Here is an 11,851-nt window from a genome sequence, read left to right on the forward strand (position 1 = left end):
TGTGACCTCCGCCCGGCTGTTACCGCAGGTAGAACGGGTAGACGAGATTGTCCGGCCGCAGGTCGGCCAGCAGCGTGTAGGCGATCTCGATCCACACCAGCTCAGCCTCCTCGCCCGGCGTCACCGCAACGTTCGTCACCGAGATCCGCGGCTCCCACCGCCCCAGCGCGCCCGTGATGTCCTGCGCCATCGCCGACCTCGTCGCCGGCGTGTTCGGCGCCATCAGGTACCGCCGCAGCCCGCACCCGAACTCCGGCGCCATCACCCGCTCCCCCGGCTCCGTGTCCAGGATCGTGCCGATCGACTGCCGCACCAGCCCGATCCCGTCCACCGTCCCGATCGCCCCGCTGTTCCGGTCCGGCCGCACCGGGAACGGCAGCCCCTGCCCCAACCACGCATCCACCGTCATGCCAGCCATCCTCGACACCCGCCGTCACCCCGCCGTCGCGCCGACGTTGTGGTGACGATGGCCGCCGACCCTGGCCCCATGAGCCGACGAGCCGAGGGCGGCCGGGCCGCCGCCGTCCCACCCGTGGTCGACCAGGCCCTGAACTCGCCGGGCAAGGCGCTCGACGGCGACACCAGGGACCAGATGCAGGCCCAGCTCGGGCAGGACCTCGGCGGGGTCCGGATCCACACCGGTCCCCTGGCCTCGGCCTCCGCCGCCGCCGTGTCGGCCCCGGCCTACACCGTGGGCCGCAGCATCGTCTTCGGCGCCGGCCAGTACCAGCCGTCGACACCGTCCGGCCGCAACCTGCTCGCCCACGAGCTCACCCACGTCGTCCAGCAACGCGGCACGACCGACTCCGGCCCGATCGGCACGGGCCACCGCGCCGCCGAGCGCGAGGCCCACCGGGTCGCCGGCGGTCTGGACAGGTCGATCACCCACACCTCGTCCCACCGCGTCCTGCACCGCTACGAGTCCGGTGAACACGTCCAGTTCGGCGAGACCCACGATGCCCTGGCCGCCCTGGTGGCCAAGCGGGAGCAGAAGCACACCGTCGCCAAGGGCGAAACGCCCACCAGCATCGCCGCCAAGTACAAGATGAGCGAGGCCGACCTCCGGACCGCCAACGCCAACAAGCTCAAGACCTTCCACGTGACCTCGCACGGCCGCCGCCGCAAGGTCTCGGGCTTCCTCAGGGGCGAGGTCCTCACGATTCCGCCGCAGGTCAACGACGCGGTCAAGGACGCGTTGACCCTGAAGGAACTCACGATGACCGTGAACGGCGTCGACGTCAGCTACGGCGAAGGCATCGCGATGGGTGACATGTTCAGGGATTCCACCGCGCTGTTCGCCGCACCGGACACCGAGGTCAAGGAGCTCACGAAGCTGATCAAGGACGACCGTGCGGACCCGGGAGTCAAGGTCTCCAACGAGCAGTGGAACACCGCGACCGGAGGCATGTACTCGGAGTTGGCGCGGGACAACGAGGAGCACTTCGCACCGTCCGACCCCGCGCTGGTCACGCCGTCCGGCACCGGCAAGCGCGACCACAAGGCGTACTGGGAGAGATTCCACGGCGAGGCCCTGTTCGCGGCCCAGAAGGGCGACAAGAACAAGGCACTGGTCATCAACGCGTTCGCCGACCACTTCCTCACCGACGCGTTCTCGGCCGGCCACCTGATCAACAAGCCGGACGTCATGGACCGGTTCGACAAGGCGCTGCGGGCCCGGCCGAACGACCTCGCCGCGTTGCTCCACAACGTGGCCGAGCAGTCCTTCAAGGGACCGGTGAAGGACCTGTTCTCCCAGTATGAAACCAAGGACAAGTACAAGGGCGTGTTCCACCCCAACATCAACAGCGCGTCCCGGTTCGAGGAACTTCTGAAGGCCATCTGGGCGAAGATGCCCTCGGTCGTGCTCAACCTCGCCGCCGACGCGGCGCACGCGACGCTCAACGCCACGTCCGGCGGGATCCCCGTGTCCAACAAGAAGGGCAGGACGTGGAACCTGACCGGCGACAAGACGCTCGACCCGGTCAATCGGGACATCATCAGGGAAGCGGTCGCCCAGTCCCAGCTAAATGTGCTCGATGCCCACAACGCGATCGGGCCGATCGACCTTCCCGGCAACTTCGCCCGGGTCTGGGACTACGTCCCGCGACCCAAGGCCGCCGGCGTGACCCAGATCAAGAAGGCGGTCGACGACAACACCGACCCGTCCTCACCGACCCTGCTCGCCGCCGCGGTACGGCGGATAACCAGTGACTACAAGGTATTGCTCGACGAAATCGTCAAGCGGGGGGACCTACGTAAGGCGTGACGGTATGACATCACACAGAAATCGTGTCCACGAGGTACTGCAATCACCCGGCCAGCCCCTCGACACCGACACCCGTTCGACCATGGCCGCCCGCTTCGGCCAGGACTTCGGCGACGTTCGCGTGCACACCGACGCGGCCGCCGCGGCGTCGGCCAAGGCGCTGGGCGCACGGGCGTACACGGTCGGGCGGCACATCGCTTTCAACGCCGACAGCTACGCGCCCGGCACACCGACCGGCAAGCGGCTTCTGGCCCACGAGCTGACGCATGTGGTGCAGCAGCGGTCGGCACAACCCCGCCATGATCTCGCCGTCAGCCGGCCGGACGACCCGGCCGAGGTGGAGGCGCGCGCGGTCGCCGGCCAGACGGCGGCCGGCGGTTCGGCGTCACCGATGGCCCAGGTCGCCGACGTGATGGTTCACCGAGCCGGACCGGACGATCAGGACGGGGGTGCGGCCGACGACACCGGACAGCCGAAGGATGCCGGGCTGCCTGGCGGCGTTCGGCCACTGGATACGGGACCGTCTGCCGGCATCCAGCCACGGGATGCGACGGTGACCGGCGGAACTGGTCCGAGACCCACGGCCGCCTACGACGGTCCGGTGCTCGAACAGGGGCCGATCGGCGACGTGGTCCTGGCTCTGCCGGACTGGAACTTCCTGCCGACCAAGACATTCACCAAGCCGGTGGTGTCCAAGTCGATCGGCGGTGACCTCTTCACCACGCTGCTCGTGCCCGAACTGGGGATTCTGGCTCAGATCGGCGGGTCGGCCGGCCTGGATGCCGGCATCAACGCGTCCTACGACGGGAAGCTGCGCGACATCCGGGTCGGGATGTCGGTGCCCGAGGCCGAGCAGGCCCGGGAACGCGACCGGGCGTGGCATCCGTGGCTTCCACTGGTCGACCCGTTGGGGCTGTCGCTTCCCAGAGCTCGAACGCTGGACGAAGCGGCCCGCATGTATCCCCGTTTTCGCGCCCTCGCCACCATCGACGTCGCCGGCCGGGTCGGCGGCACAGTGCACCTGGGCGCGGAACTGTGGGCGAAAGCAGGCGTCGCCAAGTTGTTCGACATAGTCAAGATCGGAGCCGGCCTGACGGCCGGTTCCGCGGTCGACGCGGAGATCCGCTTCGTGGACCAGATCTCGATTTACGGGGCCGACGGGAAATACCACTTCCGGAACACAGAGGCGCACGCCCTGACCGTGGTGCTCCACTTCGACCTCGACGCGTTCTTCAAGGGAAGCCTGCTCGGGGCGACGTGGGAGAAGCACTGGCTGCTCAAGGCCTTCGACCGGAACTGGACGTTCGGGTCGGACCTGCACGTGGACTACGACAGCGCCGGCGCGAAGACCGTCGACCTCAGTCTCGTCGAAAGCGCGTTCAACCTCGTCGACACCATCAGCGCCCTGCTGAAGGCGGCGCCGGGACCGTCCGAGCTGACCCAGGCCAACGGCCCCGGCGGCCCGGGGTCCCCCACCGGCCGACCCCCGACCGGCCGTCGCCGCGGCGATCCCATCCCGATGATCTGGCACAAGCACCCGGGTCTGTACACCCAGCCCATCACGTTGAGCGGCGAGCTGTACCACTTCATCGGGCCCGAGTGGCTTGCCGTGCCGCCCAAAGGGCTCGACGACGTGCGCAACACCGCCTTCAACAAGTACCGGCGGTTCGCGATCCCGATCGGCGTCGACCCGGACGGCCGGTTCTACCCCAAGATCGGCAACGTGTGGCAGCGAATTCCGAGCATGCGCGGCGGCGTCAAACAGGATCAGTTCCGCAAACTACTCAAGGCGCACGGCTTCGACTGGGGCAACGACGAGGCCGACCATGTCCGTGACCTGCAATGGGGCGGCCTGGACGAGTACGAAAACCTGTGGCCACTGGACCGGCAGCACAATCTCGACGCCAACAAGATACTCAGCCAGCTGGTCACCTACACCGATTCGGCCGGAAATCCAGAGACCGTGCCGTTGAGCAAGACCCCGCTGGGACTGTACTTCGAGATCGTCGGCTATCAAGGCAACAAGGGAAACCCCTAACGAAGGATCGGGCAGCCTGGTAGACAGGCTGCCCGATCATGTCGGCGGGTACCGTGTCACTGCGGCGGTTCGGTCACCTTGGGGCACAAGGGGTCCACGACAAACGGGCGCTGGACCGGGGGCGCGGGCGGAGTTTTGGGGGCGGGGTCGGCAAAGGTGACGAGGTCGGCGACGGCGCGGGGGTCGGCCTGCATGGTGGGGGCCTGAAGCAGTTGGTGGGCGCTGTCGGGGCCGATGCCCATGACGACGTCGAGGGCGGCGGAGGCGGCGACGCGGGCGGCTTCCTTGGCCTGCTCCTCGGGGGTGGTGGTCGGCAATGGGGTGACCAGGGTGTTGAGGTCGTGTGAGGAGTCGGCGAAGTAGGTGCGCAGGGCCTCGAAGGAGCCGCTGGGCAGCGGGGCGCAGAAGCGCAGGGCGAGCATCCACCAGAGCTGGAAGACGAAGACGACGATGGGCAGGAACAGGGTGAACAGGAACATCGCGACGATCATGAACAGCTCGATGGCGAAGGTGCAGACCACGGGCGCCTTGTTGGCCAGGCTGCCGGCGCCGGGCTTGAGCTTGGACAGGTCGGATGGAAAGTCCATATAGGACCCGACGGGCGAGGTGATCCGCATGCCGCTGGGCTGGATGCCGGAGCCGGCCTGGGCTTGCAGGGCGCGGATGTCGGGCATGGTGATGGACACGGTGTGGTTCTTGGTGCCCTGAGGATCGTAGAACGAGGCGAACCGGAAGGGCACGGTCGGCCGGCTCCACCACGTCCGCGGCGGGCAGGAGCCCCGGTCCTGCCGCACGAAGCAGACGATCCGGTACGTGGACTGCTCGTCGAGCTTGGGCATGCCGTCGAGGCCGTGCTCGGGCGAGGCGGTCGGCAGCGTGCCGTACCACAGGGACCGGGTCTGCCCGGCCTCGCAGCGGCTCCCGGACGGGGGCAGTCGCCACATGGAGATGGTGGCCTCGTCGGCGGGATGCTCCTCTCGGCCGACGTTCACCCACTGGCCCTTGACCCACGCCTGCTCGACGCACGTCGTCTGGACCTGGGACAGGTCCTCGGCGTGGTCCTCCTCGAACTGCCGGCGCTGCGCTTCGTCGGCCCACCACAGGGTGCGGACGTCCATCGGGGCCTCGCCGACAACCTCGCCGGGGGCCTGGTCGGCGGCCATCGTGAGCATGAGGTCACGGGCGAGCCGACGGATGGGCCGGCGGTCGCCGGCGACGCTGGTGACGATGCGGCGCAGCACCATGCCGACCTCGATGTCCCGGTGCGACCCGGCCCGCGGCAGACCGGCCTCCTCGCAGAAGACCTCGATGCCCACGGCGTAGAACCGGTCGTGGCTGGGCTGGTACAGCTTGCGCAGCTCGGTGCGCAGCATCCGGTGCCGCGTCGGCTTTCCAGCGCCGGGCAGGCCGAGCGGGGCGGGATAGGCCCACTTGTCCTCGTCGTCCCACTTCAGGTACGCGCTGGGGTCGGCCAGCAGCTGCTTGACGAAGTCGTGCCGGTCGTACTTCTGGATCACCGGCCGCATCGCGCGGCAGTCGCTCAGCGGCAGGTGGTGCCGCTCCCGGTAGTACCAGGGCGACCGCAGCGCGAAGTCGTGATCCATTGCCTGCCTCACCAGATGTTTCCGGCGCCCGGCGTGTACGCGGGCGAGCTGACCAGGGTGTTGGCCACCAGCGTCTGGCACTCGACGATGCCGTCGAACACGGCCAGCGGGGCGTGCACCTCCACCATCGGCGTGGTCACGCTGACCGACACCGGCGCGGTGATCTCGATGCTGCCGGCGGCGGTGAACACGATGCTGCTGCCGTTGGCGTGCTCGATGGTGATCTGCTGGGTTCCGTTGTCCAGCACCACCTTGTGCCCGGCGGCCATGGTGATGCTGACCTTCGCGGCCCCGGCGGTGTCGTCGAACTCCAGCTCGCTGTGGCTCCGGGAGCGCAGCACCCGGATGTCGTTGGCCGACTCGGGCGTGCGCGGCAGCGACTCCCGGCCGTTCCACGCCGCGCCCAGCACGTACGGCCGCCGCAGGTTGCCGGCCTCGAAGGCCACCACGACCTGGCTGCCGACCTCGGGCATGATCTGCAGGCCCTGGTCGTCGTCGGCGTAGGGCGAGCACAGCGTGGCCCACGACCGCACGGCCTGGTCACCGTCCTTACCCAGCCAGGGAAAGCGGACCTCGACCCGGCCGAGATGCTTCGGGTCCTCGATGTCGGTGACGATCGCCGGGTACACGCCGAAGTAGCCGGGCGCGGAGCCGTCGGCCGGGGTGGGCAGCATCAGGCCACCCCGTTCAGCGTCGCGCGCTCGGCCTCGAAGTGGGTGCGAAGCCCGTGCACGTTCTCGAAAACGTGCTTGACGCGCGTCACGTAGTAGCCGCCGCCCTCGAACGGCCGGCCGACCAGGCTGAGCGTGAGCCTGCTGCCGACGATCATGTCCGGGGTGCCGCGGGTCATGCCCTGCACGGTCACGAAACGCCGACCTCGTTGCAGCATCTCGGCTTTCGCCCACGCGCCGGCCTCGGCCGAGGTCAGCGCCGCCTCGCGCACCCGCAGCGTCACGGAGTCGCCCAGCACCTTCGACACCAGCCGCGCGCCGGTGAGGCCGCCGGTGGTCTCGGCTTCGACGGCCTCGGGGCCGACGCGTTCGTCGATCACGTCCTTGGCGTCGGCGTCGTACCCGGTGACGATCACCGAGCCACGCTGGTGGGCGAGGTCGGCGCACAGCCGGATGGCCAACACTTCCTTGCCCTGCGTCAGTTTCAGCGTGGGGGCCTGCCGGTGCGGGCGGGACTGCATGTGCAGGGTCTGCCCGGTGCACCAGATCTCGGCCCGCACCAGGCGGGCCCGCTCGCGCAGGAAGGCCAGGTCGCTCTGGTTCGCCTGCTGCACAACGTCATACGTCGGCCCGTCGACGGCGATGTCGGTGTGCAGGCCGTGCTCGGCGGCGATCCGCTCGGCCAGGTCGGCGTCGCTGACGTTCTGGTACGTCCGCGAGCGCCGGGTCATCCGCAGCTTCATCAGCGCGTCCTCGGCATGCACCACGACCACCGGCGGCTCGGTGTCGGCGTAGACGGCCTCGATCGCCGAGATCACGCCCTCGAAGGCGTAGCGCTGGTCGGTGCCCGGCCCGACGGTGACCGCCACGGTCTTGCCGAAGTCGAGGGTTTTCCCGTCCAGGTAGAGCATCCGCTCCTCGGGGCCGGTCGCGCCCGGCCCTGCGGCGAGGAAGTGGGCGTGCAGCGTGCGCAGGCCCTCCAAGCCTTCCTCGACCTCCAGGCGGATGCAGTCCCGGGCCAGCTCGCCGGCCACCGCACCGTCCACAGTGAACACCGGACCGTCGAACGCGATCGCGGGATCAGTCATCGTAGCCCTCCGACGCCGTGCGGCCGGCCAGCCGCTTCGCGTCGCACAGCAGGCCCTGCCACGACTCCAACTCGGCCCCCCACACCTGCCGCGGCCCGTCACTGCTCGCCGTGGACGACGGCCCGCCGGCGGGAACGACATCGCTGTGCAGCTCGGCGACATGCACGCTCATCGGCACTCACCTCCCGGTCTCCACCTCATGGTCGTGGGACGGGCGTCACGGGTGCGTTGCGCGCTGTCGGCGACCGGGTTGGACGGCGGGAGCTGCTGCCAGGGCGGCACGCCGGGGCCGGTCGCGACCGGCACCTCGTCGGTCTGGGCACGGGCGGTCACGCCGAGCTGGCCACCGGCCTGCATCTGGGCCGTGGTGTCGGCATCGGCCCTGGCCCGCAACGGAATCGACGATCCGTACGTCAGCGCCCGGGCGTCGACGGTCGCCTCGGCGGGGGCGGCCGGCACCGCGAACGAGGACCGGGCCGCCGAAGCGGCCGAGCTCGTCTGTTCGGCCAGCACGGTCTGCTGCGACTGCGCCACCCCGCCGCCGGCGGCCAGCACGAACCCGGCGGCGGTCGGATCCGTCTGCACGCCGGCCAACGCAGCGGACAGCTCGGCTGTCACCCCGACCTGGACGCCCGAGGCGAAACCGGCCGAGACCCCGATGCCCGCCCCGGCCGAGACCTCGGCCCCCAACTGCACCTGGGTTCCGGCGGCCAGCGCGATCGGGCTCTGCAAGCCGTTCATGGCCGACCGCCACCCGGCCGGATCCAGGTTGAGCCGGCTCAGCATCTGCTGCACGCTCTCGCCGGCCTGGGCGACCACGACCCGGATCGGGTTCAGGGTGCCGCTGGTGCCCAGCGCCCCGATGGTGGCCCCGCCGGCCGCCGAAGCGGCGCCGACGTCCCGGCTCGCCGGCCCCTCCAGCTCGGCCGGCAGGGCCTCGCCGAAGGTCAGGCTGAGCTTGGCGTGCAGCGCCACCCCGGCGGCCGAGAAGTAGTCCAGCTCCTCGGTGATGTGCTGGAGAATCCCGTCGAACTGAAGGTTTCCCCACTCGAACCGCACGTTGGGCGGGGCCTTGCCCGGCGCGCCGGTGGGCGGCTGGATGAACTGGCGCACGTCCTTGGTCTTGATCCGCACGTCGGTGCCCTGCTCGGCCGTGTCGAAGAGCAGGTCGAGGGTGAGCGTGGCGTACTCGACCGAGGACACGGTGCGGACGGCGGTCTTGGTGCCCTTGCCGTTGCTGTTGACGTTGTTGTTGCGCTCGATGCGCAGCGACGTCGGGTTGAACTGGACCGTGATCAGGTCGCCGGTCGGCTTGGGCTTGCCGCCGGTCGCCGGGTACTCCAGCGCTTGCAAGGTCGCCCGCTGGATGCCGTCGCCGGCCATCACTTCACCTCCAATCGCAGGCCCTCGTGCACGATCTGGAGCTCCTCGATGGCGATGTCGCCGGTCTTGGCGTTGAGCGTTGGGCCGGACAGCTTGCTCGGCAGTCCCCGCACGAACGACCAGCGCGCGAAGGAGGTGGCGCCGATCCGGTCGAACACGTCGATGTGCCCGTCGTAGCGGTCGAACGGCAGCTGACCGTCGAGCATGGTGGTCATCCAGGTCCACAGCGTGCCGTCGGCCTGGGTCTGGTTGACCAGCATGCCCCGCTTGAGCACCAGCGGCTGCAACTTGACCCGGCCGAGCATCCGGCGCACGGCGTTGTTGTTGCCGCCCTCGTTGTGCTCGCGGATGTCGGCCGACAGCTCCAGCCCGCTGCACTCGGCGAAGCCGCCGTTGCCGATCAGGTTCCTGTCGCTGCCGCCGGTCTTGTACAGCGAGACCGAGAAGTTGAACGCCGGCAACAGGTTGTGCAGATCATCCATTGTCGGCCTCCACTCGCACGGCGCCGTCGCCGTCCTGGGTGATGCGCAGCACCAGGTACTCCAGCGGCGTCGAGGGGGCCACGCCCACCTCCGCCACCAACCGGCCCAGCTGCTGGTTCTGCGGCGGATTGACGCTGTCCCCGGTCAGCACGAAGAAGCACTGCTGCTCGGTGTCGCCGGAGAACGCCCCCTGGGCCTTCAGCCCGCGCAGCAGGTGGGTGATCATCTGCCCGAGCAGGTCCCGCAGCTGCGGGGTGTTCGGCTCGAACACCAGGAACTGGGCCTGCCGGGCCAGCGTGATGGCGATCATGGTCATCAGCCGGCGCACGCTGAGCTGCCGGTAGTCGGGATCGCTGGACACGGTCCGGGCCGCGGTGAGCCGGAACCCGTCCCGTTCGGCCCGGTACACGTTGACACCGGCCAGATGCAGCCGGTCGTGCTCGGCGTCGCTCACGTGGTCGCTGGCCTGCACCGCCCCGACGGCCAGCTCGTTGGCCGGCCCCCACGGCAGCCCGTGCTTGATCTCCCGGGCGGCGATGATGCCGGCGGCGTAAGCGGAAGGCGGCACCTGGACGGCCAGCGTGTCAGGCCCGACGGCCGCCAGCCACGGGAAGTAAGCGGCGGCGTAGCTGGTGTCGAAGTTCGACCGCCATCGGATCACCTCCCCCACCGGCAACCCGAAAGGGACGTCCAGCAGCGCCACGAACCGCTGCCGCAGCGCCGCCACCTCGACGACGCGCTTCTGCCGCACCAGGATTTCCGCCAGCTCACCGGGATCGCGCCCGTCGAGCAGCCGGTCCGGCTGCGGCGGCGTGGTGTAGGTGATCGGGGCCGGATCCGGTGCGCACGGCCGGAAACAGCCACAGGCCGGCGGCTGGTCCGGCGGGTCGGTGACCTGTGCCCCCGCGTCCCAGCTCCAGTACAGGTCGGGGACGACGAGCAGCCCGATCTCCAGGTTCCGGCCGGCGACGTCGATGCCGCGGTGCGGCTCCTCGTTGAGCGGGTCGTCGGCCGCGCCGCCGCTGAAGAAGCTGTTGCGGTCGATCTCCGACCAACGGTCCTTCCCCTTGTGCGCCAACGAGGAGGTGACCGTCGACAGTCCCAGGTCCGGCAGCGGCAACGGCATCTTCCAGGCGCCGGTCGGCCGCACCAGCAGGGAGTCGGACTCCAGCCGCTGCAACAGGAACTGCGGATGCTCGGGCCGAAGTCCCAGCCCGGCGAAACTTTCCTGGCGGACGAAGGTCGGATCCCCGTCCACCACCGAGACATCGGCGGTGATCACGGACACGCCCGTGGCCCGCACCGGCTTGTCGGTCACGGCAGTGGTGACGCCGCCGTTGACCACGACCGAGATCACCCAGCGGAACTCGCCGGAATCGGTCAGCAGCAACGAACCCGGCACGACCGAGGCCCCGCCGAGCAGCCGCAGGCCGGTCGGCGCCGGCTCCGTCGCGATGTGCTGGGACGCGGTGAACTCGATCGTCACGGACAGCAGGTCGCCCCAGGAGCCCTCGTCCCGGGCCGACACCGTGATTCCGTTGCTGAGCAACAACCGTGACGTGGCATCCGGGTCGTCGGCCGCCGGGGCCACGCGCACGATCTGCGCCTTGGCCCCGCCCTGCGCGAAAAACGCCTGCACGGCATAGGGAAGCCGGCCCCGGCCCTGGAAAGCGCCGAACCGCTGCTGGTAGTCCGACCAGCTGAACACCGCGACGGTCTCGTTCACCGGGCCGCGCGGGGCGACCCCAACGAAGCCGGTGACGTCAAGCCGGGTCGCCGTGAAGGCGGGCTCGACGCGGTGCGGGGACTGGTAGATCCCCGGCGCGCCGAGCCGGAGCCCGGCGGTCATTGCACCGTGGAGGTGAAGTCGATCTGCTCGGCGACCAGGTGCAGTTCCTCCATGGCCACCTCGCCGCCGCCCTTGGCCGCCATCGTCGGGCCCACCCACTTCTTGGGCTGGGCGTTGGTCAGCGTCCACTTGCACACCGTGTCGCGCTTCTCGTCCAGCAGCGAGATGATCACCGTCCGCGGGTCGAAGACGCCGGTCCGGGTCGAGGTCAGCCAGGTGAACAGGGACAGGTCGCCGACCACCCCGCGCTTGAGCGTCACGTCGTCGGTGACGTTCACGTTGGCGATCTTGCGCACGTGGTTGACCTTCTCGTTGCCGTTGCGGTACTCGGAGAACTTCACCTCGTTGCCCAGCCCGCTGACGTCGGAGAAGCCGGCCACCACGCTGCTGGTGTCGGCGGTGGTGCCCAGCGCGACGGTGAAGTTGAACGCGCCGTAGGGGTTCTCCCTCGACAGTGCCATGTCGTCCTC

Annotated in this window: 11 protein-coding genes; 2 read left to right on the forward strand and 9 right to left on the reverse strand. The window is 69.6% G+C overall.

All coding sequences use genetic code 11. The annotated features are described in order from the left end of the window. Positions 1-19: 19 nt before the first annotated feature. Positions 20-409 (reverse strand): GPW/gp25 family protein, encoded by a 390-nt coding sequence (locus ACIG5F_RS35795; RefSeq protein ID WP_396524405.1) that lies wholly within the window; start codon positions 407-409, stop codon positions 20-22. A 78-nt stretch (positions 410-487) separates the two neighbouring features. On the opposite strand from ACIG5F_RS35795, the gene ACIG5F_RS35800 reads away from it, so the two are divergent. Beyond that, complete coding sequence (locus ACIG5F_RS35800) at positions 488-2,266, forward strand: DUF4157 domain-containing protein (protein WP_396524406.1); 1,779 nt, start codon at positions 488-490, stop codon at positions 2,264-2,266. Positions 2,267-2,270: 4 nt separating this feature from the next. Next, on the forward strand, positions 2,271-4,304 hold the full coding sequence (locus ACIG5F_RS35805) for a DUF4157 domain-containing protein (protein ID WP_396524407.1): 2,034 nt from the start codon (positions 2,271-2,273) through the stop codon (positions 4,302-4,304). Between the two features lie 56 nt (positions 4,305-4,360). Here ACIG5F_RS35805 and ACIG5F_RS35810 read toward each other — a convergent pair whose 3' ends face one another. From ACIG5F_RS35810 to ACIG5F_RS35845, 8 genes are read right to left on the reverse strand one after another with little or no spacing between them, the layout of a single operon-like run. Then, positions 4,361-5,908, reverse strand: coding sequence for a hypothetical protein (locus ACIG5F_RS35810; protein ID WP_396524409.1), 1,548 nt, complete (start codon positions 5,906-5,908; stop codon positions 4,361-4,363). Between the two features lie 8 nt (positions 5,909-5,916). Continuing rightward, positions 5,917-6,582, reverse strand: a complete 666-nt coding sequence (locus tag ACIG5F_RS35815; RefSeq protein WP_396524410.1) for a phage baseplate assembly protein V — start codon at positions 6,580-6,582, stop codon at positions 5,917-5,919. After that, entirely contained in the window at positions 6,582-7,667 is a 1,086-nt protein-coding gene (locus tag ACIG5F_RS35820; RefSeq protein ID WP_396524411.1) for a phage late control D family protein, read from the reverse strand. The genes ACIG5F_RS35815 and ACIG5F_RS35820 overlap by 1 nt, the downstream gene beginning before the upstream one ends. Continuing rightward, on the reverse strand, positions 7,660-7,839 hold the full coding sequence (locus tag ACIG5F_RS35825) for a hypothetical protein (protein ID WP_396524412.1): 180 nt from the start codon (positions 7,837-7,839) through the stop codon (positions 7,660-7,662). Before ACIG5F_RS35825 ends, ACIG5F_RS35820 begins: the two co-directional genes overlap by 8 nt. Next, positions 7,836-9,050: a hypothetical protein gene (locus ACIG5F_RS35830; RefSeq protein WP_396524413.1), complete on the reverse strand. Its 1,215-nt coding sequence runs from the start codon at positions 9,048-9,050 to the stop codon at positions 7,836-7,838. Before ACIG5F_RS35830 ends, ACIG5F_RS35825 begins: the two co-directional genes overlap by 4 nt. Next, positions 9,050-9,532, reverse strand: a complete 483-nt coding sequence (locus ACIG5F_RS35835; RefSeq protein ID WP_396524414.1) for a phage tail protein — start codon at positions 9,530-9,532, stop codon at positions 9,050-9,052. Before ACIG5F_RS35835 ends, ACIG5F_RS35830 begins: the two co-directional genes overlap by 1 nt. Next, the gene (locus ACIG5F_RS35840) at positions 9,525-11,381 is read right to left on the reverse strand and encodes a phage tail sheath family protein (RefSeq protein ID WP_396524415.1); all 1,857 of its coding nucleotides are present in this window, start codon (positions 11,379-11,381) and stop codon (positions 9,525-9,527) included. The genes ACIG5F_RS35835 and ACIG5F_RS35840 overlap by 8 nt, the downstream gene beginning before the upstream one ends. Continuing rightward, a complete protein-coding gene (locus tag ACIG5F_RS35845; protein WP_396524416.1) occupies positions 11,378-11,842 on the reverse strand; it encodes a phage tail protein in 465 nt (154 codons plus the stop codon). Before ACIG5F_RS35845 ends, ACIG5F_RS35840 begins: the two co-directional genes overlap by 4 nt. Positions 11,843-11,851: the final 9 nt, after the last annotated feature.

The sequence above is a fragment of the Kutzneria sp. NPDC052558 genome (assembly GCF_044547355.1).
Classification (GTDB): domain Bacteria; phylum Actinomycetota; class Actinomycetes; order Mycobacteriales; family Pseudonocardiaceae; genus Kutzneria.

Bases quoted from the DNA above. Each gene is read 5' to 3' on its own strand.
- ACIG5F_RS35795 (WP_396524405.1), bottom strand. From the start codon at position 409: ATGACGGTGGATGCGTGGTTGGGGCAGGGGCTGCCGTTCCCGGTGCGG.
- ACIG5F_RS35800 (WP_396524406.1), top strand. From the start codon at position 488: ATGAGCCGACGAGCCGAGGGCGGCCGGGCCGCCGCCGTCCCACCCGTG.
- ACIG5F_RS35805 (WP_396524407.1), top strand. From the start codon at position 2,271: ATGACATCACACAGAAATCGTGTCCACGAGGTACTGCAATCACCCGGC.
- ACIG5F_RS35810 (WP_396524409.1), bottom strand. From the start codon at position 5,908: ATGGATCACGACTTCGCGCTGCGGTCGCCCTGGTACTACCGGGAGCGG.
- ACIG5F_RS35815 (WP_396524410.1), bottom strand. From the start codon at position 6,582: ATGCTGCCCACCCCGGCCGACGGCTCCGCGCCCGGCTACTTCGGCGTG.
- ACIG5F_RS35820 (WP_396524411.1), bottom strand. From the start codon at position 7,667: ATGACTGATCCCGCGATCGCGTTCGACGGTCCGGTGTTCACTGTGGAC.
- ACIG5F_RS35825 (WP_396524412.1), bottom strand. From the start codon at position 7,839: ATGAGCGTGCATGTCGCCGAGCTGCACAGCGATGTCGTTCCCGCCGGC.
- ACIG5F_RS35830 (WP_396524413.1), bottom strand. From the start codon at position 9,050: ATGGCCGGCGACGGCATCCAGCGGGCGACCTTGCAAGCGCTGGAGTAC.
- ACIG5F_RS35835 (WP_396524414.1), bottom strand. From the start codon at position 9,532: ATGGATGATCTGCACAACCTGTTGCCGGCGTTCAACTTCTCGGTCTCG.
- ACIG5F_RS35840 (WP_396524415.1), bottom strand. From the start codon at position 11,381: ATGACCGCCGGGCTCCGGCTCGGCGCGCCGGGGATCTACCAGTCCCCG.
- ACIG5F_RS35845 (WP_396524416.1), bottom strand. From the start codon at position 11,842: ATGGCACTGTCGAGGGAGAACCCCTACGGCGCGTTCAACTTCACCGTC.